This is a genomic window from Bacteroides sp. f07, from assembly GCF_042854785.1.
In the GTDB taxonomy this organism is placed as follows: Bacteria; Bacteroidota; Bacteroidia; order Bacteroidales; family Bacteroidaceae; genus Bacteroides.
The window spans coordinates 1,727,451-1,752,577 of the sequence record NZ_BAABXI010000001.1 but is presented as its reverse complement, the minus strand read 5'-3'; the positions used below and the strand labels follow the sequence as shown (position 1 = coordinate 1,752,577).

Sequence of the window (25,127 nt, the reverse complement as noted above, 5' to 3'; positions counted from 1 at the left end):
ATTCTTTCTTAGTTAATATCCCGGATTATTTTCTGTGATATAAGGGTTAGAATTCACTTCATTGATAGGAATCGGCAACCATTCGTGCTTATTGGTGACGAATCCTTTAAAGTCATCTGCCGATATGAACTTCTTGAAGTTAGGGTCGGATTCCTGCAACTCCGTAAAGCGGCTGGCCAGCTTGCCCCAACGAAGCAAATCATAGAAACGATGCCCTTCCAGGGCAAATTCCAGGATTCTTTCATTTTGAATATCAGCCATGGTTACGGAAGGGAGTTCGCTCATGTTGGCACGTCCGCGTACTTTGTTTACTGCCTGCAAGGGAGTCATGTCCGATGCTTGCGTACCACCACTGACAACGGCTTCCGCATACATCATCAACACATCGGCATAACGGATATACCGCCAGTTCACTCCATGGGCACGGGGTTGATTATACACATACTCCTTGACGCCTGCACCTACACCGACCAGTTTAGGAGTTCCGTCCGCTTCCGTTTGTGTAGGCATGGAACAATCAATCCCTTTTCTGATACCTGCTTTGAATGGATGTGCCAAAGGATTGGATACGGTGGCGAATCCCTCTTTTCCATTCTTTGCCGGATAAAGTTCTTCCCATTTATAGCCGCCGGGACCTTTCAAACGTATCGGATTGCCGCCTGCGTCATTTCTCAAATGAATGCTCGCGTCCAAATCATTGAATATCATTGTGGAGAACATCCGGATATCCGTATAGCCGTCCTTGTCTATCGAATTCACAAACGCGTTATAAAGCCAGTTATGTACTACGCCTTCATAGCCTACTCCCGCTCCCGGCAACATCAATCCACGTGAATCGAACGCCAAACCGGAAGTGGCAAGCCCTGGATTAAATCCTGCATTATCGACATCGCCTAAGAATTGAAATTCAAGAATTGATTCTTCGTTATTTTCATGAGCGACATCAAAATTATCGGCATAATTTTTAGTCAAGTCATAAGTCCCGTACTTTCCGTCTATAATATCGGCAAATTCTTTGGCAGCTTCACTGTAAAATGTGGTCTTGTCTTCGCCATAATATTGCTCGATTCCACTACGGTAGAGGTAAGCTTTTCCCAATAAGGCGGCTGCGGAAGCTTTTGTCACACGACCGGCATTCTTATTGTCCCAATATCCCTTTACGGGCAATAGTTCTTTCGCGTGTGCCAGGTCTTCCTGAATGAAATTCCATACGGCAGCAGGTTTTTCCAAGGGACGGACATAGTCATCGCCATTGCGTGGCATCTGCCTGATGGGAGATATATTCCGGAAATTAATCAACAGGTAATAGTGCGCAAATGCTCTCCAGAAATAGGCTTCACCCATGTATGCGTTCCGTAGCTCCTCATTACCGCTGAAATCGACAGACGGAGCGGTTTCAATGATATAGGATGCTTGGGATGCGGTGGTGTACATCAATGTATAAGGTTGCTCGATAGTGTAATAACTGGCATTCAAGTCAGCACCAAACATACCCGGTTTTCCATAATCCGAATTGGATGATGCTTCGTCGGAGCGGATTATCGTCGTCTTAGAGCCGGAAGCTCCCAGGCAGCGTTGCGTAGACATATATCCGTACATGGTCATCACTGCGTCATTTACAGCGGACGGACTGGTGAAATAAGCTCCCATACTCGGCTGATTCGGATTAATGGCCAGGTCATCAAAGATACCGTTGCATCCGTGTAACATCAAGCCGCCCGCCAAGATAAATGCGGCATATACTTTCTTATAGTTTTTCATATTAATCATATTTTTAGTTATCAGAATGAAGCGTTAAAACCAAAAGTGAACGTCCGGGCATTAGGATATGAATTGATGTCAATGCCACGTGAGAACAATACATTTGAACTGACTTCCGGGTCATAACCGGAGTATTTGGTCAATGTAAACAGATTTTGTACGCCTGCATAAATACGCAGTTTATTGAACCGGATTGCTTCCAGCCATTTTTTAGGCAGTGAATAGCCTAACTGAAGGTTCTTCAAACGTAAATAGGAACCGTCTTCAACATAAAATTCACTCGGCAGGGAGTTTCCGCCACTTGTATTCTGGGTTTTCATAACAGGGATTCCTGTATTCTTATTTGTTTTCGTCCATCCATTCATAGCCTCTTTGACTACATTGTTGGAATAATCAAAATAATAGGTGTACTTTTTCTGATTGAATATATCATTTCCCTGTACTCCCTGGAAAAAGACTGTCAAATCAAAGTCTTTGTATTCCATGTTGATGTTCAAGCCGTATGTGAAGTCAGGAATAGGGCTGCCCAGAATGACTTTGTCATTTGCATTGACTACTCCATTCTTGTCCGTATCCGCGAAGATGAAATTTCCTTCCGCATCAAAACCGTCAATCTTATAGCCATAGAATGAACCGATAGCTTCTCCCGGCATGGTAATGGAAGCTGCATCATTAAAATAGCTGGACATTGCGCCGGAAGTAATCGGCTGCACGTTTTCTCCCAGTGATAATACCTTATTCTTCAATGTTGCGATATTGAATGTTGCATCGATATGGAAGTCTTTCGTCAATTGTTTCCTGTAATTCATCATAAACTCCCATCCTGTGTTTTTTACGGAAGCGGTATTGACGTACGGTTTTTCACGTGAACTGTTGATTTCAAAGATTTGCCCGGAAGACAGGTTCAAGTCTATCTGTGCCAACAAATCTACGTTCTTTTTCACGAAATAGTCTAATGATAAAGTCAGGTCGTTGTTGAAGAAGCCCAGTTCGATACCAATGTCTGTGGTTTTTGCCGTTTCCCATTTCAGGTCTTTCGATTTCAGATAGGCTGCACGTCCTGTCACATAGCGTTCTCCGCCTACTGTGTAGGGAATAGGTCCATAGGCTATCGCGTCGAAATTATAGGGGTTGAGGAAGTTTGCGCCCAACTCACCGTAGCTAGCCCTAATCTTCAATTTACTCATTACAGGATTTTGGAACCATTTTTCCTGATGTACATTCCATCCGGCGGAGACAGAGGGGAAGTAACCTACCCTATTGTCTTTATGGAACTTGGAAGATTCATCCCGACGGATGCTCAGGGACAACAGATATTTATTGTCATAATCGTAGTTCACGCGGGCGAAGAAAGAGAGCAATGCCGCATTACTGTCGCCTGCCGAAATCTTGCCATCTTCATTTTGGAATCCGGTAATATCCGTTCCACCCAAATCGTTAATGGTAGAGTTGGTCATGTAGCGATAGTACTCTCTCATCCAGCTTGTTCCTAATAAAGCGTCTATTGAGTGACGGTTGAATGTTTTATTGTAAGTCAGCAAGTTATCAATGGTATAAGTAAATTCCTCACCCCTTGTTTCCGATACGCTGTTGCGTGTGTTGCCGTAATCTTTATCGGGAGTTCCATCCGAGTTCCACTTTGTGTAATACTCGGGAGTATGGGTATAATTATGCTTATTGCTATAATTTCCGCTTAACGATAACTTGTATTTTAATCCGCCCCAAATATCCAGTTGAGCGTTCAAAGAGCCGATTAAATCCGTCACTTTATTGAACTGGTCTGTGTAGTGTAACGGGGCTATCTTATTCTGCGCTTTGCCATCTTCGGGGTTGATGTAATAATCAGGGCCACCCGAGGTAAACCGTCCTTGTTCATCATAAATAGGCAATGTCGGCAAGGCTATGTTGAAAGCTGTTGTAGGAGTTTTATCCTTATGGGTCAGTCCTAGTGTTTCGGAAAATGAGAAACGCCCTTTTTTATAAGAGGTATTCAGGCGAAAGTTATAACGTTTATAATCCGAATAAATTGTCATTCCAGTTTGGTCAAGATAACCAAGGCTTGTGCTGAAAGTAGAGTTGTCTCCACCACCTGCGATACTGGCATTCAGATTCCATACCGGGGCAAACTGTATCCATTCTTTTGACCAGTCGGTATTCAGGTTCGGATTGGTGGGATTGTCATTCTCCGGCGCATGAGGCAAGCCACTGTTATCTGCTACCATATTGGCAAATTCTCTCCATTCCGACGCATTGAGAAACTCCGGAATATTAGTCGTCTTTTGGAAAGCGAATGAGCCGTCTATCTGGATAACGGGCTTGCCGGACTTTCCTTTCTTGGTAGTAATCAAAACGACACCATTGGCTGCACGTGAACCGTAGATAGCGGCTGCCGCACCGTCTTTCAGTACTTCGATAGATTCAATATCATTGGGATTTAATGAGCTTAATCCGGCATTACTGAACGCTCCGTCGATGACATACAGAGGTTCGGTAGCACCAAAAGAAGCGGCACCGCGAATCACGATATTTACATCTGCTCCGGCAACACCGGCTTGCTGCACGATGTCTACACCCGGCGTACGTCCCTGTAAGGTTGAAGCAACATTGGAAGATACCTGTTTGCTAATATCTTGAGAAGAGATAGAAGCGACAGCACCCGTCAGACTTGATTTCTTCTGCACGCCGTAACCGACTACTACTACTTCATCCAGTATTTCCGTATCATCCTGCAATTGGATAGAATATGAATTCTTACTTCCTACCTTTACTTCCTGTGTTTTATAACCAATATAGCTGACTGCCAGAAGAGCGTCTGTCGGAGCATCCAATGTAAAGTTGCCATCTACATCTGTCACAGTGCCCGTCCCCGCTCCTTTCACCAATACACTGGCGCCAATCACGGGTTCGCCTTTGGTATCTGTCACAGTTCCCGTTATTTTCTTTGTTTGTTGGTTTCCTTGTGATGTAACGGGAGCTTCTTTTGCTTTCAGGTATATTTTCTTCTCTCCGATTTCATAAGCCACATTCGTACCCGCGAATAAATCATCTAATACTTTAGAGAGGTCTTTGTCTTTTGCCTGGAAAGAGACAATCCGTTCGGGATTGACAATCGTACGGCTATATGCTACCGTAAGCCCCGTCTGTTTGGTAATGAGCGAAAATACTTTCTCCAACTTGACTTGTTGAAGATTCATTGTTATTTTCTGAGCCGATGCTGTAAGACTTACAGCAAAACTCAATAACAATACAAGCAATACTCTGTTCTTCATACTTAGTTTGTTTAAAGTTATAAATAGGTTCTTAATCTCTTTGTATTTAGTGGACACACGAGATTAAGAAGCGGGTGAGGGAAAAAGCATTTTTTTCTGAAGTTTTTTTATTTTCAATAAATATCCGTGTGATAATATACTAGCTTTCAGAAAAATATGGCTTAGTTTTTTATTTGTAGGAAAATGGGATATAAAAAGAAAAGTCCTTCCGGATTTTATTTTCAGAAGGACTTATATCAATAGATTCGGTTTCTTGGCAGTTCGTTAGAAACAGTCTTTTGGGATAGTGACGGTATCCTGTCCACATAGTGACGCCATACTTACCGGATACCGTCACTATCACGCAAGGATAGCGTCACTATATTTTTTGCAATCTAGTAAAGTTCCTGATTCACCAATTCGTCAAAGAGCTTTGCATATTTTTCTGCGATTGCTTCTGCAAACTTCTTACCTTTTTCCGCAGAAGCTCCACGCGGGTCGCCCACACCGGTATCTTTGGATACTTTTCCCCAGTTTCTGGGAATCCACGCCACCTTTTCATTCAAAGACTGTATGGCAAAGGTTTTATATTCTCCATTCCCTGCTTCTTCAAGATTGACCAGTTCGGGATGATAGTGCATCATTACCGACGTTTCGACTTCATCCGCATGGTCACCCGGATTTTCAAAATAGTCTTTTGCTTTCAATACGGTGTACCATTCGCTTGATGCTATCAGAAAATCAGGATAGTCTACCGACAAATCACGAATCATACTTTTAAAAGTATTGCCGCCATGCCCGTTGATAATAACCAATTTTCGGATGCCTTGAATATAAAGGGAAGAAACAATATCCGTCAATATGGCTTTCTGCGTTTCATAACGCGTATGGATACAGAATGGTAATTCCCGTTGTCCCGGATTTTGCGAACCCATGCCGATGGGCGGCATAACCATGCAGCTCACACCATATTCCTGTTTAGCTATCAATGCAGCGTCAACCGCTACATCATGGGAAAGAATACAATCCGTCATATATGGCAAATGCAGATTATGAGGTTCGGTAGCTCCCCACGGCAATGCCACAATATCATATTTCCTGTCTTTTACTTTTCCATAACAAGATATGGATAAATCAACTTCTTTATTCATATGCCTTCTTTATTTCTGATGATTATATTATTTCATTTTTACTATCACTTCTTTTTTATCTTCATTATACTCAAACTTCACCGGGGCGATTTTCTCTAAATCCATCAATACTTTTTCTAATAATGTATTATCTGAAGTCAATGTATAGACATACTTCAAAGCTTGTTCATCTTCTACTTTAAAGTCTACATCATACCAGCGGTTTAATACTTTGATGACTTCCGGCAGCGGAGTATCTTTAAATACTATCACATTCTGTTTCCACATCGACAAGCGTTGCATATCGTTCATTTGGGATATGGTGCACTGTTTGTTCTCTTTGTCATATACTAACCTTTCGCCGGGTTGCACCGGGTATTTCTTTTCCGTAGGAAGAGTCAGATTAATATTTCCTTCATCCAGACATACTACAATATCCTTGTTTTCCGGGTAATCCTGTACATTGAAAGAAGTTCCCAGTACGTGAATTGCCGGCCCGTTTAGGTTGACAATAAAAGGACGGTTCTTATTCTTGGCCACCACGAAATAGGCTTCTCCTTCAAGAAAAACTTCCCGGGTGTTTAGAGCAAACTTTTTGGGATATCTTAATTTCGAGTCAGAATTGATATATACTTTTGTCCCGTCCTGAAACATTATTTGTATGCGTTCGCCTTTATCTACAACGACTTCTTCGTATTCGGAAGTACCGAACAGGTCGACTTTTGAATTTAGTTGTATATAAAGTCCGACAATCAAGACAACAGGTATCAATACGGCTGCAACCCGGAAACAGATACGTTTCAACTTCTTCATACGAATGTTCTTCCGTATCTGCTCTTGCATTTTCTTTGAAGGAATATCATGGTTCACATACAAGTCTGCGAACTCATTTTTTATCAGTTCCGAATCCCGTGTCATAGCGGCTTCCAGGTAATCACTCCCCTCTTCCGTAGCAAACCACTCTGCCACATATTTTGCATCTTCCGGACTGGCAATTCCTGCCAATACTTCTTCTATTTGTTTATCAGTAGGTATATTCATTTTTATCACTTTATTAAATGGACACTCAAAAAGGTCATTAGTGTGGTGAACGCAACAATTATTAACATCTTGTTCAAGTGGATACGGAGAAGTTTCAATGCTTCCGAATAATGCGTCTTGATAGTGTTTACGGATAAATTCATTCGTTCCGCAATTTCCTGATTTGTTAGTTCTTCTTCGACTTTCATCAAGCAAATATCCCGTTTGTGCGCAGGAAGCATATCCACAGCTTTATAAAAACTGGACATCAGCTCTTTCTTCTCCAAATTTTCTATCAAATTATCTTCGTAAGGTGAAGCAGCTTGTGCCATCTCATAGTTCTTAGTAATTGCGTTGTTTTCATTACGAATCAAGTTCAGGACATGATTTTTTGTCATGGTAAAGAGGTAGTTCTTCAAGCTGATTCCCACACGTAGCTCTGAACGGAATTCCCACAAACGGGTAAAGACGTGCTGCACTACATCTTCTGCCATATCAGAACTCATTAAATAACGATAGGCTAATACATATAATAGTTTATGATACCTTTCATAAGCTTGGGTGAAAGCTCCTTCGTCACCTTGTTCAATCAAGGCGAAGAGTTTTTCATCATCTGTATCAGTATATCGGTCAATCTTGTTTTTCATTCTCCGGATTTTGTTTACTTGTTTCCAAAAGAACTAAAAGTATATTACTTGCTTCTATCTTTATGAAGAACAAATGTAGCAAATTCCCTAGAAAACTTAGAGGTATTTACGAAAAAAGTCCCTGATTAACAATTCCTCTCTCCCAAAAAGGAACTATCAATCAAGGACTAAATCCACTAACTTATTAACAAATAGATTACAAACGATAAGTAACCGTTCTTTCTTCCAGCGAATCAATCCAAAGACGCCATGTGTCTGCTGAGACTTGCTCTACAGTTCCTATATTAGCTTTCGGTTGGCGACGGCTCTTGATTGTCAGATATCCCTTGCCCTCCGTTGCTTTTACTTTTATTGTCTTGTTATCCATATAGACATGGATATTGCCATTCGGAGTAGGAACAGTGCCTTCCATCCATTTCAATCCGCCTAATGCCGGAGCAATAGCAAATTCTTTATAGCCTTCTTTTACAGGTTTTACTCCCAGATAGTATTTACCCAACAGATAAATGGGGCTTGCTCCCCAGGCATGACACAAACTCTTTCCATATGGACGTCCGTACATGGCAAGATGCTGCGTGCCGCTTTCTTCCGGATTATATTTCTCCCAAAATGAAGTGGCTCCTTCTTTCAACATTCCACCCCAGTAGGCTTTCATTTCCTTCATTACAGCATCTTGTTCGCCGAGAGCGCAAAGGGCTTCCAGTTCGTAGAAACGCATATAGGGGGTTGTTATTTTCAAGATGCTGTCATTCAAAAGAACAGAATGTTTAATGGCTTGCTGCTTGTCTGTATCCAGATATTGGAAGAATACGGAAAACATATTCGCATAGCGGGTTACTGCGTCACTTTGCTGTCCATTCACACAGTTATGCACAAAGGCTTGTTTCTGATTATTCCAGAATGTAGGTTCCAGTTTTGCTTTCAAAGCAGCGGCCAGTTTCTCATATTTCTGCTTGTCGGTTGCATCTCCGACCAATTCAGCACATAATGCCATGGTTTCCAAACTTCTACAGAATAAGACTTGCTCGAAAGAGAGTTCTCCTTTCTTATCCAGATAGCCGTCTGCCCAGTCCACAAATACCCAGTCGCCAGTCATTCCTTCTACCATACCTTTCTTATTGGTACGTCCCAACACGTAGTCCATCATTGTTTGCATACGTGGATATAGTTGATTCACGAAGTGGCGGTCGCCGCTATACATATAATAATCATATACACTAAGAAACCAGTAGAAAGTATAATCCATGATAGTATTACTATGGCTCGTCACAGGGTCTTTGCCGCGAAGCAACCAGATAGTACGTTTTACGGATTCATTATCAAAGAAAAGATAATAATTCATCAGGTAACTTTGGATAGCATCGCCACTCCATACCCAACGGTCGCGTTTGATGCCGTCAATAAAGAATTCGCGGGTAGTAAGATGCATAGTGTATGCACCTACTTCCCAAATACGGTTCACTTCCTCATCATTACATTTGAAACTTCCACGATATTCTTCGGGAAGATATTCATATTGCATGGATACTTCTCCAATCTTTACACCCGGCTCGCGTGTAATATAGACATAGCGGAAAGCCTTACTGTTCTCCAATGTATATTCATTATCGGAACTGTTCAAAGGAGAAGTGCTGCGAATAGCAAGGTCGGTCACTTGCCCCGGTTCCAATAGCAGTTTGTCCAATGTTTCGCAATACGCCTTATCTTTTGCTTCTTCAGGGCTTTCACCGTAGTAAATCTCTATCTTTCCTTTTCCGGAAAGATTCTTTAGTGTGATGAACCCGAATGTTTCTTTTCCAAAATCATAAAGAATCCCTCCTTCGGATTGCTCTGTTTGAGCGACAGGTTGCTGCGGTTCACGCATCAGGCTGAATTGGGAAGGGCGTTGGGTAGCTCCGTCAAAGTTCCAGCATCCGGCATCCATATAAACGGTAGCGGACGTATCACTAGCCTTGCCGCTTTCGTCAATCCATTCCTTGTCTTCGTACGTCACACGCCAAGAAGAATCAGAATTCACAGTCTTTCCTTTCACGTAAATAGTGGGCGGCGTAGCCTGATTCCAGACTTTGATGTTCAAGTTATGTTTTCCTGCCGGAAGTAGCATCGTTTCCGGCATACCGAACTGAAGTTTTCCGTCCAGCTTGACGTTGTACTTTCCTTCGGCGGCAATCAATATTTCTTCCGGTTCGGCAAGATTCAGTTGCTTGCTGAATTCTACGACTACATAATGGCTATCCGTTTTCCAAAAAGGCGGAAAAAAAGCGCCACGTTCCGTACGGCGGTTATTCATCTGGTTGCCTAACCAGATTTCGTAATCTCCTGGATACCATATCCAGGTCTGTGCAAAGGTGCTGCTTGCCAAAGACAAGGCACCAAGTAATATCATGTATTTCTTTTTCATTATTCTTTCTATTGCTAACCAACTGTGTTATAAGAAATATCACTATCGGACATTCTGCAAATCCCTATATTCTGCCTCCAATCCGGCACGTTCACGGATGGCGGTATCTACCTTCGGACCATTATTTTCCCATACATTTCCGGGGCCATTGGCATTTTGAAGGAATTTCTCCCCTTCCGTCCAGTTATCACGTACAGTAATAAAAGAAGAACCTTCATCCGTATATAGATAAAACCAGTGATTCGGGTCGTGCACATAACTTGGTTTGTAAATGCTATGTACGCAGTTCTCCGTCACGTAACTTTTCGGCTGTGAGCCGAGGGTGTAAATACCTGCCACATCGTACATATGCTTCGCATAATGATGAATCAGATTTGCATGAACTTTGTTATTACGCATACAGTTCACAGTTTGCGTCCATCCCCACCCAAGGCTGATTCCACTATAAGGAACCTCACAGATTTCATTATGCCCGATATTAATATCACTCACATATCCCGCAGCAATGGCAAGGCATCCCCAGTCCTCATTACCCACTTCCGTAAAATAGCAATTGTTGATTTGCAGATGTGTGCATACTTCCCGGCGGTCGGCAGGGTCATAAGGTAAATGCGTTTCATGAGCTGCCGGAGAGAAGCTACCAGTTAGCAAACCATTCCCCGCAATATCACGGAAAATACAACCGCGGACTACACCGCCCTGTGTTGCTTCTTCATAATCCAATCCGGTAGAACCTAAATGTTCGAATCGGCAACGTTCAAAGTCAATCTGATTGGCAGCCGCCACACGGACAGCCGCTGCCGGACGTCCCAGCCATCCTTGATTATCCAACGGATGATTCAGATAACTCCGCTGCATCTTCGGTTCTATCCGATAGCCGTCTGTCAGATACATACCTGCCTGAAGCGGCACATGCCCCTTTTCTGAAGGACGCATCCAAGTAGTGTACGAGAATGTGATTTTCTCAAAACGGATATTAGAGACAGGACGGTCTAGTGTACCTTCCACTTGCACCAATGTTTCAACAGCAGGGATGATAGCTTCCGTATCGGCATCCTGCATTTTCTCTCCCTCTCTGGGATAATAATAAACTTTACGGGCATTGATATCATGGTACCATTCTCCTTGAACATCCAGCAACTCTCGTGCATTTGTCAGATAGAAAGCGGAGTTATGTCCATTCGTCGTCACCATCGGACGCGGCCAGGGATGTTCAAACTGAATCCGGCTTTCCGGCTGATGAAAGCGTACTGCCGCACTATCGCCTTGAATCTCTACGGAACGGATACGCAGATTTGCTACACACCACATCTGATGAAGCACCATTTCCGCATATTCAGCTTTCAAAGTTCCTTTGTTATCTATCAGTTTGCGAACAGCAGTCGCAGGAACATAAAGAATCTCATTCTTCTCGTCCACACTGCAAATACGGTTCATCTTCTCGAAATCTTCCACATCACGGGCACGGACAGTCTTTTTCCCATCTATCCATAATTGCCGGAAATCCAACGGACGTCCATTGAATGTCGGCACGTCCGCTACCCAAAGTTTCCCTTGTTTTTTCCAGTTACGGATACGCACGCCTCCGCTTAATATCGCTTCTTCACCGGAGACAGAGCGAATTACCGTGGGAGATTCCTTTGTTCCGCTATCTTCCGGTCGAATAAAGACAGGTTCATGCAATGCATATGTTCCGCCTTCCATATAAATAGTGATTCCATCTTGGATACGGTTGTCGCCTGTACGACGCCATTCCCGTGCTTGCCGCAATGCCGAAGTCAGAGTTGCTTTCGGCGATTGCTTCGTGCCGTCATTGAAATCATTCCCTTTCGGAGAAACCCATATATCACCTGCCATAAGCGTGGAACTTATGGCAAGTAATGAACAAGCTATTTTCAAACTCTTTCCAATCATAGTCTTATCTTGTTAATGGCATCCATACCGTCATTTCTCCCTTTCCTCTGTTACCCCAAGCATAATAAGGAATCAGACGAATATTCACTGTTCTTTCAGCCTGAACCACCGGACGATAAAGCACTCCTTCCCAAGAAGCGGGAGACGCCAAACGCGCTGTCCCTTCAAGAGCCACTATCGGACTGCCTTCTATCGTTATTTTTTTAGGTGTCAATTTAATATCGGCAGGAATCAATACGTTATCAATCTTCTCTCCGTTTGCAATATCCATACTTTCCAGGCAGTAAACCAACGGTCCGCGTTTCACCACTACCTGATTACGGATTTCTTCTGCCAACGGATGGGCTTCAAACAGACGGACAGGCATATCCATTGCGAGTTCCACTACATCTCCTTTTTTCCATACGCGATTGACTTCCGCATATGTATTCGCTTTTGCATCCATTTGCACCGGCTGACCATTCACTTTTAATGCAGCCTTTTCACACCATTCCGGGATACGAAGGAAAAGAGAAAAAGCACCCGCCTTACGGGGAACTTTATTCAACGTCACACGTACGTTACCATCCCAAGGATAATCCGTCTCCTGTACCAAAGCAATTTCGCCTTTATCCTTCCAGTCCGTTGTTAATGTATTTGCGCCATATAAGTTGCAGTAAATACCTTCCGGGCTCAATGTATATGCATAATTCTGTGCCTGGCAAAGTGTACGCAATGTATTCGGCGGACAACAGAAACAACTGATATATTCCGTCCGTTCTTTCGGCCAGCGAAGTGTATAAGGCAAATCGGCACTGATACGCAACGGATTCGTATAGAAATACTTCTTACCATCGAGACTAATCCCGCTCAATACACTATTATAAAGGCAAGTCTCTACCAGTTCAGCATATTTCGCGTCTCCTGTCACTTCCAGCATACGCCAGTTGAACAGCATATTGCCGATATTGGCACATGTTTCATTGTGTGCGGTGCTATTGGGCAACTGATAAGGACGCCCATAACTCTGGTGCACTTTCTGGATACTATCCGGCTCATAACAAGTACCATCAGGCGATGTACCGTCGTAAAGCGCTCCGCAAGCTCCGGTCACATACATTTTGCGGGTAACAATGTCATTCCAAATACTAGTCAGATTCTTCATCAACTGTTGTTCGCCTGTCTCCGCATATACATCCGCTACTCCGGCATACAGATAGTTGGCGCGTACGGCATGTCCCATTGCCCGGTATTGGTCACGGAAAGGAATGCGGTCCTGATTGTCATCCGTACCATTTTCCACCATACCGCGAATATCAATCAGATTCTTAGAAAGTTCCAGATAACGGGGATTTCCGGTAGCACGGTACATTTCGACTACCCCCATATAATGAGAAGGGCAAATGGCATTGCGAGCCAATTCGGCAGAAGCCGTTTCATAAAAGTGGCAAAGGAAGTCCGTCGCCTTCACAGCGGCATCGAAAAGAGTTGTTTTTCCGGTGGCACGACGATGAATGATACCTGCCATCATCAGATGTCCCAGATTATAAGTTTCAAAATTCAGGCGGTTGGCAAAAGCACCTTTTTCATTTTCCGCACCTACTTTCGTACCAATCACAGTCTGCTTGTGTTCATCGTTCAAAGCATGAGAGTCAATCCCTTTATTCAATTCCTCAATGATGACAGGCGTATGTATATAACCATCAGTACGTTGAGCTTTTACAACACAAGCAATAAAGTTATCCATTAACTTGTCCAGTTCCGGGTCTTTATTGACAGCATAGACAGAAGCGACTCCTTCCATCCACTTATACATATCTCCGTCGTGGAACGGCGGTCCCCAATGTTCACCCTTACACACACCGGATGCAATCTCAAAATTACGGAAACCGTGGGATATTTCCGGTGTGTTCCAAGTGTTCCACATACTTTGCAAAGAAGTCCGGCTAAACACATTAAAACGGTCTCCCCAAAAACCGTTTGTCCATTGTACTGCATCAATTCCAGCATTTGCCATTTTAGCAAAACGGCTCTGACTCATATCCGTCAATCCATTGCTCTGCGCGAGTGCTCCCGTAACGGTGGCGGAAGCTAAAAGAAGTAACAGCTTTATCTGTTTCATTAATATGGATAATTTAAAATTTACACAATATCTTTAAGAAAAGACGTGATTATCCACATTTTGTACTCAAATTCAGGGAGTATAATTTATTTCCGCTTTCCGTGCCTGCGAATGTTGGAACTGACGGGCAACCTTATATTCATGCCCTCCTTTCAGCAAATAGCTGCCTGTCTGCTTGAACCAAAAACTAATATTTGCATCTACACACTGTCGGCGGATATCCAATACCCACTCGTAATCGCATACCCGGGCTTCTTTTCCCGACTCTCCCCCGGCAACAACCTGTTCCACCCAATCTCCCAGTTCTCCTTTGAAATCAATCCGGCTGAGAAGCGGCTCACAGATAATAATTTTATGTTTAATTGGAGCTGCCTTATAAATAGGCAGGCGATAATCCACCCTGTCCTGATTCTCCATTGTGCAGCAAATCGTCACATTATCATAACCGTCTCCCCAATCAGAGGGCAAACATTGTTGCAACCTGTCTATCCGTTTTGTGATGAAAAGAAAACGAAGGTCTTGGCGTATCCGCATCATTTCCCATGCTTCGGCACGCCACTCGTCGGCATCCTCAATCAGAAAATCGGAAGTAAAGCAAGTGTATACTAAATTGCCTGAAGGTATTTTATACGTCCCGTTCTTTTTCTGTTGCAGAGGCAGGTCGAACTTTTCTGTCTTTGCCACTACTGAACTGTCTTTCCCGTATTTGCCATCCGTACGATATACATAACAATGATGGCAGCCCTCACTCAATTTATGACAGCCATGCCAAAGATTCCACATCGAAGCTTTTTCACCCATTTTCTTTTTTTCTTCAAATGTATATCTTATCTGTCATATATCCATAAAAAAGAGTGCACCTTTTTTCTATGAAAGAAAAAGGTGCACAAAACACAAACAAAACAAACAATAGAGCGACCTTCACAGGCAGCCGGTCAGTTAAGACCATATCTTTAATCAGCCCATCTTGATGCGGGCAATTTCTTCTTACAATATTGCTTCATCCAGCTATACGATTTTCTTTTTCTCAAATAAAGCGTATCTCCACAATGCTTCAACGCTTCCCAGTCAAAGATAGAATGATGTCTTATCATCCGCTCCCACCAATAAAGAAAATGATATGTACACAAAGGTATTAACATAAACCACCACGATAGCCATAATGACAATCCCAAAGCTGGTAACAATGTGAGGAAAAAACATTCCGTATATTGTCTCAAATGAATTCGGGCTTCCATTTCTTCCCAAATCTCCAAATACCTATAGCGAGTAAAGCAAAAACCAAAAATCATAAAAGAATGTTTCTTCTTACCGAGAAAACATTTCGCCAAACGACTGTTATATAAAATCATTATCCCTAATACTGTTTGTAAGTTCCACTTTGCAAATGTCCGTATAATTGCGAATATGGCAAATTGTATTCATGTCTAAAAAAACAAGAACTGTCTGCGAATATGACTATTAGCACAAATTTCAAATACCATGTTTCGATATATACCAATCTATTCATTCAAAGATGTTCACTTTTGTGTTATTTGCATAATTGGGGCACGTATATCTGAAGATCAAAGCAGAACAACTACCCCAGTTTTACCGGTCACTGATATTGGAATATATATAATTACAATTTATCCCAATTATCTTTATTGTTTTTACAAAGATACTACATTTATGTGTATTATAGATAAAAATCACTCAATAATGTACTAAAAAAGTGCATCTTTTCTCCCACAGGAAAAAAGATGCACAAACAAAACAAACAATAGTCTACCTTCACAGGCAGTAAACAGGTTCATGAACCATTTATCTAAACACTTTCAGACAATGGAAGGGGTATGAACCTTCGGGGAAATGAGTTGCTTCACAGCAACTGTTTTTTAATATTCCTCATATAAATATCCCAAAAACATGAAAAAACATTTCCTTTTACCTAAAACAATTTTACTAATCTACTATTATATATTATCACACTCGTTTAACAAACAATTAGTAACTCTACTCATAGAATAAGGTTCTTTCAATAAAACTTGCTTATCATCTCCCAACAAATATATCGAAGGAAAAAAGCGTAAAAAATAAACTTCCTTTTCAATAAGTTCTTTTTTCTCATCATAACCACTTACCCATGTAGAGGGAAAATGTCCTTGATATTCTTTCCACACATCCATGTCTCCTTCTGCACACACTGCTACAAGTGCCAACCGAGGCAAACTTCCTTCACGATGTTGCAACAAAGCATTTATTACTGGAGATTCGAACAATTCTTGTATATACTTCCGGCAATGCATACAGTCTGGACTATAAAATAATAATAAGGTATATTTAGCCGGAACATCCCACAAATTTCGAATCTCACCGGTTGGAAGAATAAAAGTAATATTAGCCGCTTTAGCTCCTATCCGGTTCTTTTGAAGCATTTTTAGTTGATGCAATGGGCGTACACGCATCATCCCGCTCAGATATTCGGAAGCTAATGCCTCTTCCAGTACCGAGATATAATAATTATCATTTCGCAATGGTGAATCCGACTCATACAAATGATGTTCCAATCGTTGCAAAAACCAATGATAAACCATACCATTAACTTTAGTTTTCATAACCAATTCCCTGATACTTTCACAAGCCCTCTCCTCTGTTAGTTCCGATAACCGAATAAGATAATCAACCAACATCTTCTCAGTAACCCCAGAACTACTCAACCGAACAGTATCCGTAAAATCATACTCATCCCAAAAGTGATCTATCGACATATTTTCCTTTCTTTGAACCGCAGTGACATTAAAATTACTAGAACCGCCAGTACAGTTACATGAATAGAAAGAACCTACTAAAAGCAATATAACCGTATATTTCAAACTTATTACCAATCTTAAAAGACACAAAACTTTCATTCTCTTTTATTTTTCTCATATCTATCATCCTCTTATCACTTAAGTATCCAATAGCTTGTTATACCATTGAATATACTCGTCGTTTCTGCCGTAAATCCTTTCCGGAACCTTCATTTCTATATATTCATTCCCAACAAAAATCTGATTCACGTCAAAGATCTCTATTAAATAATCATCTGGAATACACACAAAAATCCTTGTAGTATTTTGGCTGCCCTCCTTCACAATTTCAAGCTCCGGATAGAGCAAAGACAGATAAAAAGCAGAACGCTCGAAAGCCTGCCATGAATTCCCCTGGCAATACAAATAAATAACTCCTTCATTACTGAGTTCCTGCTCCTTGATAACTTCCAACGTATTCATTTTCTATTCCTTCCTGTCACTAAATTTTTATCACTTAAATTATCCTTTCTGATGTATTCGAAGTTCATAATAACCATTCTTACCAAATAAACGTACTGTTCCCTCACGCTCTTTCCCTGTACTGTTGCTCAATATATGAATAAAAATATATTCATTCTCCGAATCCAACTGTTGATAAATAGTAGCTCCTTCATGACGCTGTTCAGCAATCCCCACCCAACTGGCCGAACCAACTACTTCTCCATAGTTTGTATTTGGCATTGTGAGTACTGTATATGACTGCCCGATAGAAGGATAGCGTTCAATAGTCAATGTTTTCTGTAGGACACCATACTGTATAATATTCGTAAATGTGTACCCTTCGCTCTCCAGTGTGTTATTTAAATCAGTGAAAAGTAATTTCATTTCCACAGGAGTATCAGGAGCATCATTGCAAACTATGGACTTTTCCACTATCTTACCATTAGCTTCAACTGTGATAACTCCACGCTGAAGATTGGGATAATCCGGATCAAATGTTGTATATCCGACCAAAGATTTATCCCGGATACTTCGGTAAAAATATCCTAGTACAAAAGAATTCATTATTTTCTCACTGTATATGATCCAGTGAGAATTCTCAAAGCCCATTTGATAGCCGTTCCGTAAATACTTCTCTTGATAATTATGCGAACCGTTATAGTCCAACATAGTTAATGCTTCCATATCATTAGTAAATCCATTTTTCTCGGCATTCTCTAACGAATTGGAGCCGAATCCAGAAACGCTCTGAATATTCAGTTTATAATAATTATTTCCTATAATTGAAGTCAACGGAACCTTCTCGCCCGAAATACCCATCGTACTCAAACGAAGTTTATAATATCCCTCCCTTTTTGTTCCGTCTACTGAAGTATATTCTCCATGTACAACCACATGAAATCCTTTATGAGCATCTGAACCCATATTGGGAATCTGATATAGGTAGACAGGATTTGTCAGGGGTGTAGTATTGCTGACAGATTTAGTATATGGACTAGTATAATTCACTCCTGCCAATACTGTTGCCGACGTAGGACATTCCATCCATTCCACTGACTTCAGGCTAAAATTAGCCGCAGACACTTCTACGTCGAACTTCGCTACATTCCGTTTTAAACTGAATCCATTATTACTATCACTGTTCATAGCATTACGAATAGCTGTCGCATTGAGAGATGAAAGTATTATACGTTTGGTAGCCATTACAAAAGGCGGTTTTATAGATGCATCCGGAGTCGTACATATCATGCTTTCCAATCCTTGCAAGTTATGTATCGTACCTTCCTCCATCGGATAATTGGCAATCAGATACAATGTATGTTCGCCTGTAGCCGAAAACACGGTCACTGTGGTTTTATATTCAGTTCCTGTCCATTCCAATGTAGGATGCAGATGATAAACAATATTTCCATCATGATCGAATATCAGAAAATCCAGATTCTCTATTTTCTCATCTTCAGCAGGCATAGCGGTTCCCCGCGTTTGCACCACGGATTCCTGTTTTACATTTAGCCTCAATACCAATTGTTCCTGTTCATTTCCCATACTCTTAGAATCTGACATCTCACTATCACAAGCCACTAGAAAAAAAGGCAGCAATAGTAGAAGCAATCGAATATATTTCCATTTTACAATCATTTTAAACTCCTTTTTTAGTTAGAATAACGTGACTTTACACAACGTACTGTATGTGACTGTTTTCTCAACTCATCTGTTGTAGCACTACCATCAGGATCACTCATAGTGGCCACTATGAATGTATTATCCGCATTCTTTCCCCAATAACTATCCGAAAAGAAATTATTAGGAAGTCCGTTGGTTCCTGCATTTAAGAACACATAATTCATTTCTTCCCCTGTAGGCAATCTCCACCCAGCGCCTAATTTCGTACAAATAGACTCTGCATTTTCTTTGCTGACCTTAGGCACATCCTTACTTGAAGCAATAAAATCAGAAAGTTCAGGTGGACGAACATCAAGTGCACAGTTATAGTAGCGTTTTTGCGATTTCGCAACATTCATAAGAGTATTCGGTGCAGTAGTATAATATCCATCCGTTGCGCTAAACTCCTCTATAGCCCATGTCATTTTTATCTGAAATGACCAATTCTCACGTATAGTCGCTAATCTCCAACATCCCTTTCCTCTTATCGGATCATCCGGATCGACCCCCTGAGGATAATATGCCCTACACCCTGTTTCTGTAGTAGCCTTTTTATATAACTCATCATTATAATAACCAACTTTTTTATTATTTGCCTCTGCCGGATATCCCATTGCTGCTGCCCAAGTACCTTGCGCGCTTCCTCTATCAACGATCTCCGATTTAAATAATTGCAAATTAATCTGAACAGATGAGGAGCCCGATTTCAGTGTCGTCACATATGTAATATTCTGACCTGTATTCCAGTTTCCTCGTCGGAAGCCGATACGCCCACTTCTCCTGGATGCATCATCATATTCTATTGTGAAAGCAAGTTGATTATCTATTGATACTCCAATAGGAAGTTCCACCTCAATCGGATTGCTACATGCAAACCGTACATATGTATAAAAGCGTAAAGATTTTACTTCAATAGTTCGTTTGTTTACAGCCAAGAAACTGGTTCCTGTAATATCTATTGGAACATTTATTTCCGACCATCCCGCAACACTGGTTTTAACTTCAAGAGATTCCTCTCCGTATCCGGTGATAGCTTTGATAGTCAGCCTATAATGCCTGTTACGAGTAATATTCCAATCCGTAGAATGTGAATCTACAGCATTCATCGCATCTCCAATCGGTAAAGTATAAATATGAGTGGTTCCTTTTGAAGTCCCTTTAATACGTAATTCGACCTTATAATCATCATTCTCCAGTATATATTCCGGCAAATATATTTCACCCGATGACCATGTAAAATGATTCTGATCCGTACTGCTATTCTTCAATAAGAATACACGATTATCCAGAAAACCTTCTTCCTTCTTATATGTTTCAGGAATCAAATAACTATATTTCGGTATACGGATTAACTCCATCGACTCAAAGTTTACATACGTCCCTGTAGGAGTTTGTTCCTCATAAATCTCCGTGCTGAGATCAAAATTAACGCTCAATTTTGCAATCACACGCTGTAACTTTATTTCCAGTTCTGAGACTGGTGTGGATTCACCCTCCAGATATATTTCATTTTTATTTCGTACATTTACATTAAGCAATTTCTTGAAGAACACAAACTTCGAGGCATTCAAACTGCCCTCCGTATTCATCTGAATATTTTTCAGTTCTTCTGGCCTTTTCACATTTGAAAGATCTATCGGTTCATTTCCTATCACATAAATATCATTGTATCCTATGTAGGTAATGGCAGTATAATCTTCATTTAGATCTATCAGTTGATTACTGATCAAAACTCTAGAAGCATAAGGATTGGAAGTACGTGTCGAAAAAATGATAACCCGCAATTGTGATACCTCATTTTCATCCCCCACAACAAGCTTCGGCATAATATTAACGGGAATTTCCTTACCTTCTTCCTGACTGTTTCCAACGGAAGATTCCTCTATCCCATTGGTACAAGCAGTGATTAGATATAACAATGTTATAATAAAACTGTATTTATAAATCAAATTTAATCTCATATATTTAAAGTATTACATTCCTGTATCCTGCAATATAATTTTCCACCCTGCTATAATAATAGCTGTTTGCATATAAGTATCCGTATCACCATCTAAATCATCTATAAGCGATATTTCAATCTCATAAACATCCTGCCGATCAAGTTCTGATTGAGTATAAACATATGGATGCATCCGAATCAGTTCGATTAAATCAGTACGGTAGAGTTCCTTTATGGTGCCATCCGGCATCAAACGTTCTATCAGTAATATCAGTTTTTCTCCTTCTACCAAGCGCATCAAAGAAAAAACATCCGCTAGTTGGTTTCGTGTATCATTATTAGCGCTCTGATATGGATAATATGTCAGTTCGTTGCTTGAAGCAACTACAGAATTGTCAAATTTATAGGTTGCTCCCTTTGGGTCAACCACACGGGTACGAACCCCTTCTGCACAACGATGAATACATGGTATTCCGCTTTTTTCAAACCACTTGACTGTAAGATTCAACTGGTTTTCGTTTTTTGTAAATGAAAGAATATCTGTTTTATCAGTGGAACCATTTACTGTTACTTCTTTAATTGCGTGAAAAATAGAAGTCAGCTTTTTATTTACGCTTTGATTTTCAATAGCCTTTAGTAAAAGTACCCCTTCTTCAATGGTTGTTTTTCCACTCACAAAAACAGGCCTTATTATTACTTCATCAGATATATTTCCCCAGGCTACCAGCGTATAGCTACCTTCGGAAAGTTCCGGTTCAATACGAAAGTCCTCTGCAAAAGGAGCTCCGTTATTGGTTATGCATTTCACAAAATATCCGGCTGAATCGAACACATATAAATCAACTCTATATACATCAGTACAGAAACGATTGTAATGTTCTGCACCGGTATGATTTACATACTCAAATGCAACAGAGTAAGAACCTGTAGGGCAATCAGAGAAATCCTCTTTTACACATCCCGCAACAAGCCCTGACAATACCCATGCGAGTATAACTATTCCGGCATACCGATACAATATTGAAAATTTGAAATGCATATTATTTCTTAATTTATAATTTTGAGAAGTTTTTCTCCGGGTAGTAATGCCCGAAGAAAAACTTTTTATATATTCTATTATTAGTTCAAATCAGCATCCTGATCCACAACTTTCCATTCTTCAACAGAAATATGCGCTTGCATATAAGTTTTCTGGCTGATTGGAGTATCAGGATCTACTGTAACATCTCCTTCATCCGGATAACCAATACCTGAAATTGATTTCACATTTACTTTATACAGATTATTACGGGTAACAGAATAGTATAAATTATGATTTTCCGGATATGTATTATCCTGTATATTAATACGATAATGAGTCACTCCGCCATTATATTGCAAATATTTCACTGTTTCTACGGGTGTTGCATCATAACCGCTCTTATCTTCTTTCTGAATATTCTTAGAGATAATCAATGTATTGTATATACCGTCTTTAGTGCCGGCAGTTATACTATAATAAACATTTTTACCTATGATACCATCATAAACAGGGGCATTTGCACTACTATTGAGATATGCTTTCAGACCCGTTCTGACCAAATAGGTTTTCAATGTAGTATTCATACCATGTTTCAGTCGGTCTTGTTCATCTGTGACACTTGCCGGCACAGCATAAATTTCAGCTCCCCAAGCAGGAGAATATGTAAATGCAGTAATCGGGTCACTATTGCCCTTAAATCCATATACATAATCTCCATTACTATCCACATCTGTAATCACCAAGTCTCTATTCGGTTCGAAAATTCCTTTCACAAGTATATAAGAAGTATTTCCGATAACAGGTATTGCATTTGCATTTTCTGGTACATACAAGCTACTGGCTGTTGCATTTTTTGCTACTACTTCAATATCCGGAGCATTTACTTCGTCAAAAATTCTAAAGTCACTCCAACTTGAAGTAGTGTTTGTGGCATTATACAGCGGAGTTATTAATGGGTTATCCACACTTCCATGTTGGAAAAGATACACTTTTTGTGGTAAATTACGCACAGTGAAATGCGGTTGTGTCAACGTACCAACTGTAACTACCTTTGACAAATCATCACCCTGTGTTGCCTTGTAAACTAATGCATCTGCATCTTCGTAAACAGTCTGCAACTTGGCAGTTGCACGATAAAGAGAAATCTTAAAGTGATTATAATCTGCAGGATCCTCATTACCATAATCATTTCTTTCAGCATCAGCCTGAGAAATACCCGGTTTCAAGGTAAAGCTGGAGTTGGACAACAGATTACTCATTAAAAAACCGTTATTAGCCGGATCATCCGTACCTTGCAGATTTTTATACCCTTCACCTACACGAGCAATAAACGAACCATCATGAGCAAGACGTCCCGGAGTAGTGTACAACTCCATCAACTGGTCTTGAAATGCTGAAAGTGTCGTTCCTGCTGTTGGTGTCGGATACCAATTTGTGCCTGTATTAGCGACTACCAAAATAGTTTTCAAGCCGGAAGTCAGTTTCATTACCTCACTATGGAACACTCCAGTGCTATTACTAATAACATCACCATTGGGACTAGTAGATGCTTCAAAAACCCCATTAGCAAAGACATACACATGAATGTTTTTCACATCTTGTTCATCAGGAGTTCCCGCCTCACTAGTACGTGTCCGTTTCACCCCATTCATCTTAATAGTAAGTCGTGCGTAAGTAGGTACACCTTCCACCACTTCGGTATTTCCATTACCACCCGCTGATTCTACAGGTAACTCTTCATTGCTACATGCGGCAAACGCCAATGTTGCCACAGTAAAAACACCAACTAAAAAATTGTTTTTCTTCATTCTTTTGTTACGTTAAAAAATTAAATTAATACTGATTATTTATATCCCTAGTTCACTCGGTATTTCTCTATTTCCCTCTTACGGTAATATACCTTTATATATCCGGCACGACGGAGTTTCGGAAAGAAATGTTCTCTCATATATCGATATGGTACTCCTCGATCCAACTTCATCAAACGTAGTTCACGTCCTTTCAAAATCGGGACTTTATCTATTATCTGAAGGATTTCCTCTTTTCCGGACATTTCCGATCCTTCAACCAAATAGCGTAATTCATCCCATCCTTCTCCACCATTCACCAGCTTAAAACAACTATCCGGAAGAGAAATATGGCTGAGGATGTATTGTTTCATTGCCTTGCTACGACTCGCTGCCAATTTTACATTGTAATCATAATGTCCTTCAGGAGATGAAAGCCCCAGCAATACAACATGCACTATTTCCGCTTCCGGATCATTATGTATTTGGCGAGTCACATCTATTACATGCTGCAGCACTTTTTCATTATCCAAATAGTCACAATCTATCTCTGCCTTATCCCATTTAAAGAAGACTATTTGGGCTTTCTCCTGCTCTCCTACTACTATTTTCTGTCGGGGGATATAATTCTCTATAGTTTCCACAAACTCCTCGGTTTGCGCCAAACGTTCAGTGATACTTAAGGCAACCGTCGGCTGTTCCGGCGTTATGACAGCGTGTCTTTTTTCTAAAGGTGACTCTCCTGCGAAAGAGCAGGTGTACAGTTCACGAATTGGCAATTCACGCATCTTGCAACAGTTCCGAAGCCGGCTGCGTATAACAAGAGTAGCAGTCTGCATCCAAGGCTGATAAGCCAATGTAGAGGAATAAACCAGTTCATCCTTATTGCGAACAAAAAAGCAGGTATCATTTGTATTTTTGCTAAAAGCGCGTTTACGGCGAAAGCTCAAGTCACTGACACGCCCACACGCATATATAGGAGAAAGAGCATGCTGTTCGCTTCCATCCTTTGCTATCAGAATTGGAGTCAACATTAATACATCATTTGCAACAAGAGTATTTGAAGGAACAGACAAGGTAAATTTCAATGAAACTTGTCCGTTTCCGTCTATGGCGGCAACAACTTTATCTATAGAAACTTGTTCGTATTGATCCTGTGCTAAAATGTTGGTAATATTCAGACAAAGAAGCAGTATAATAAGTTTTTTATTCATTTTC

17 protein-coding genes are annotated in these 25,127 nt (G+C 40.8%); all 17 read right to left on the bottom strand.

Annotated features, from left to right (window positions below):
* Window positions 1-12: 12 nt before the first annotated feature.
* Window positions 13-1,761 carry a RagB/SusD family nutrient uptake outer membrane protein gene (locus tag ACGHVY_RS06985; RefSeq protein ID WP_390598043.1) on the bottom strand — a complete coding sequence of 583 codons (1,749 nt, stop codon included), beginning with the start codon at window positions 1,759-1,761 and terminating at the stop codon, window positions 13-15.
* 20 nt (window positions 1,762-1,781) lie between these two features.
* Window positions 1,782-5,030, bottom strand: coding sequence for a TonB-dependent receptor (locus tag ACGHVY_RS06980; protein WP_390598041.1), 3,249 nt, complete (start codon window positions 5,028-5,030; stop codon window positions 1,782-1,784).
* A 374-nt stretch (window positions 5,031-5,404) separates the two neighbouring features.
* Window positions 5,405-6,160, bottom strand: coding sequence for a creatininase family protein (locus ACGHVY_RS06975; RefSeq protein ID WP_390598039.1), 756 nt, complete (start codon window positions 6,158-6,160; stop codon window positions 5,405-5,407).
* A 27-nt stretch (window positions 6,161-6,187) separates the two neighbouring features.
* Window positions 6,188-7,180 carry a FecR family protein gene (locus tag ACGHVY_RS06970; RefSeq protein WP_390598037.1) on the bottom strand — a complete coding sequence of 331 codons (993 nt, stop codon included), beginning with the start codon at window positions 7,178-7,180 and terminating at the stop codon, window positions 6,188-6,190.
* Window positions 7,181-7,185: 5 nt separating this feature from the next.
* Entirely contained in the window at window positions 7,186-7,806 is a 621-nt protein-coding gene (locus ACGHVY_RS06965; protein ID WP_390598035.1) for an RNA polymerase sigma factor, read from the bottom strand.
* 196 nt (window positions 7,807-8,002) lie between these two features.
* Window positions 8,003-10,207, bottom strand: a complete 2,205-nt coding sequence (locus tag ACGHVY_RS06960; RefSeq protein ID WP_390598033.1) for an MGH1-like glycoside hydrolase domain-containing protein — start codon at window positions 10,205-10,207, stop codon at window positions 8,003-8,005.
* A 42-nt stretch (window positions 10,208-10,249) separates the two neighbouring features.
* Window positions 10,250-12,121: a right-handed parallel beta-helix repeat-containing protein gene (locus tag ACGHVY_RS06955; protein WP_390598032.1), complete on the bottom strand. Its 1,872-nt coding sequence runs from the start codon at window positions 12,119-12,121 to the stop codon at window positions 10,250-10,252.
* 4 nt (window positions 12,122-12,125) lie between these two features.
* Window positions 12,126-14,222, bottom strand: coding sequence for a glycoside hydrolase family 127 protein (locus ACGHVY_RS06950; protein WP_390598030.1), 2,097 nt, complete (start codon window positions 14,220-14,222; stop codon window positions 12,126-12,128).
* A gap of 72 nt (window positions 14,223-14,294) precedes the next feature.
* Complete coding sequence (locus tag ACGHVY_RS06945; protein WP_390598028.1) at window positions 14,295-15,023, bottom strand: DUF5131 family protein; 729 nt, start codon at window positions 15,021-15,023, stop codon at window positions 14,295-14,297.
* Window positions 15,024-15,175: 152 nt separating this feature from the next.
* Window positions 15,176-15,574 carry a hypothetical protein gene (locus ACGHVY_RS06940; RefSeq protein WP_390598027.1) on the bottom strand — a complete coding sequence of 133 codons (399 nt, stop codon included), beginning with the start codon at window positions 15,572-15,574 and terminating at the stop codon, window positions 15,176-15,178.
* Window positions 15,575-16,177: 603 nt separating this feature from the next.
* On the bottom strand, window positions 16,178-17,113 hold the full coding sequence (locus tag ACGHVY_RS06935; RefSeq protein WP_390598026.1) for a DUF5106 domain-containing protein: 936 nt from the start codon (window positions 17,111-17,113) through the stop codon (window positions 16,178-16,180).
* A gap of 39 nt (window positions 17,114-17,152) precedes the next feature.
* Window positions 17,153-17,476: a hypothetical protein gene (locus ACGHVY_RS06930; RefSeq protein WP_390598024.1), complete on the bottom strand. Its 324-nt coding sequence runs from the start codon at window positions 17,474-17,476 to the stop codon at window positions 17,153-17,155.
* 39 nt (window positions 17,477-17,515) lie between these two features.
* A complete protein-coding gene (locus ACGHVY_RS06925) occupies window positions 17,516-19,042 on the bottom strand; it encodes a fimbrial protein (RefSeq protein WP_390598022.1) in 1,527 nt (508 codons plus the stop codon).
* A gap of 107 nt (window positions 19,043-19,149) precedes the next feature.
* Window positions 19,150-21,120 (bottom strand): hypothetical protein, encoded by a 1,971-nt coding sequence (locus ACGHVY_RS06920; RefSeq protein WP_390598020.1) that lies wholly within the window; start codon window positions 21,118-21,120, stop codon window positions 19,150-19,152.
* Between the two features lie 12 nt (window positions 21,121-21,132).
* Entirely contained in the window at window positions 21,133-22,140 is a 1,008-nt protein-coding gene (locus tag ACGHVY_RS06915) for a FimB/Mfa2 family fimbrial subunit (protein ID WP_390598019.1), read from the bottom strand.
* Window positions 22,141-22,220: 80 nt separating this feature from the next.
* Window positions 22,221-23,930: an Mfa1 family fimbria major subunit gene (locus tag ACGHVY_RS06910; protein ID WP_390598017.1), complete on the bottom strand. Its 1,710-nt coding sequence runs from the start codon at window positions 23,928-23,930 to the stop codon at window positions 22,221-22,223.
* 47 nt (window positions 23,931-23,977) lie between these two features.
* A complete protein-coding gene (locus ACGHVY_RS06905) occupies window positions 23,978-25,123 on the bottom strand; it encodes a hypothetical protein (protein WP_390598016.1) in 1,146 nt (381 codons plus the stop codon).
* Window positions 25,124-25,127 lie beyond the last annotated feature (4 nt).

Coding starts and splice junctions, on each gene's coding strand:
- ACGHVY_RS06915 (WP_390598019.1), bottom strand. CDS start 22,140: ATGCATTTCAAATTTTCAATATTGTATCGGTATGCCGGAATAGTTATA.
- ACGHVY_RS06975 (WP_390598039.1), bottom strand. CDS start 6,160: ATGAATAAAGAAGTTGATTTATCCATATCTTGTTATGGAAAAGTAAAA.
- ACGHVY_RS06930 (WP_390598024.1), bottom strand. CDS start 17,476: ATGAATACGTTGGAAGTTATCAAGGAGCAGGAACTCAGTAATGAAGGA.
- ACGHVY_RS06925 (WP_390598022.1), bottom strand. CDS start 19,042: ATGGGAAATGAACAGGAACAATTGGTATTGAGGCTAAATGTAAAACAG.
- ACGHVY_RS06965 (WP_390598035.1), bottom strand. CDS start 7,806: ATGAAAAACAAGATTGACCGATATACTGATACAGATGATGAAAAACTC.
- ACGHVY_RS06940 (WP_390598027.1), bottom strand. CDS start 15,574: ATGATTTTATATAACAGTCGTTTGGCGAAATGTTTTCTCGGTAAGAAG.
- ACGHVY_RS06960 (WP_390598033.1), bottom strand. CDS start 10,207: ATGAAAAAGAAATACATGATATTACTTGGTGCCTTGTCTTTGGCAAGC.
- ACGHVY_RS06910 (WP_390598017.1), bottom strand. CDS start 23,930: ATGAAGAAAAACAATTTTTTAGTTGGTGTTTTTACTGTGGCAACATTG.
- ACGHVY_RS06980 (WP_390598041.1), bottom strand. CDS start 5,030: ATGAAGAACAGAGTATTGCTTGTATTGTTATTGAGTTTTGCTGTAAGT.
- ACGHVY_RS06985 (WP_390598043.1), bottom strand. CDS start 1,761: ATGAAAAACTATAAGAAAGTATATGCCGCATTTATCTTGGCGGGCGGC.
- ACGHVY_RS06950 (WP_390598030.1), bottom strand. CDS start 14,222: ATGAAACAGATAAAGCTGTTACTTCTTTTAGCTTCCGCCACCGTTACG.
- ACGHVY_RS06920 (WP_390598020.1), bottom strand. CDS start 21,120: ATGAGATTAAATTTGATTTATAAATACAGTTTTATTATAACATTGTTA.
- ACGHVY_RS06945 (WP_390598028.1), bottom strand. CDS start 15,023: ATGGGTGAAAAAGCTTCGATGTGGAATCTTTGGCATGGCTGTCATAAA.
- ACGHVY_RS06935 (WP_390598026.1), bottom strand. CDS start 17,113: ATGAAAGTTTTGTGTCTTTTAAGATTGGTAATAAGTTTGAAATATACG.
- ACGHVY_RS06905 (WP_390598016.1), bottom strand. CDS start 25,123: ATGAATAAAAAACTTATTATACTGCTTCTTTGTCTGAATATTACCAAC.
- ACGHVY_RS06955 (WP_390598032.1), bottom strand. CDS start 12,121: ATGATTGGAAAGAGTTTGAAAATAGCTTGTTCATTACTTGCCATAAGT.
- ACGHVY_RS06970 (WP_390598037.1), bottom strand. CDS start 7,180: ATGAATATACCTACTGATAAACAAATAGAAGAAGTATTGGCAGGAATT.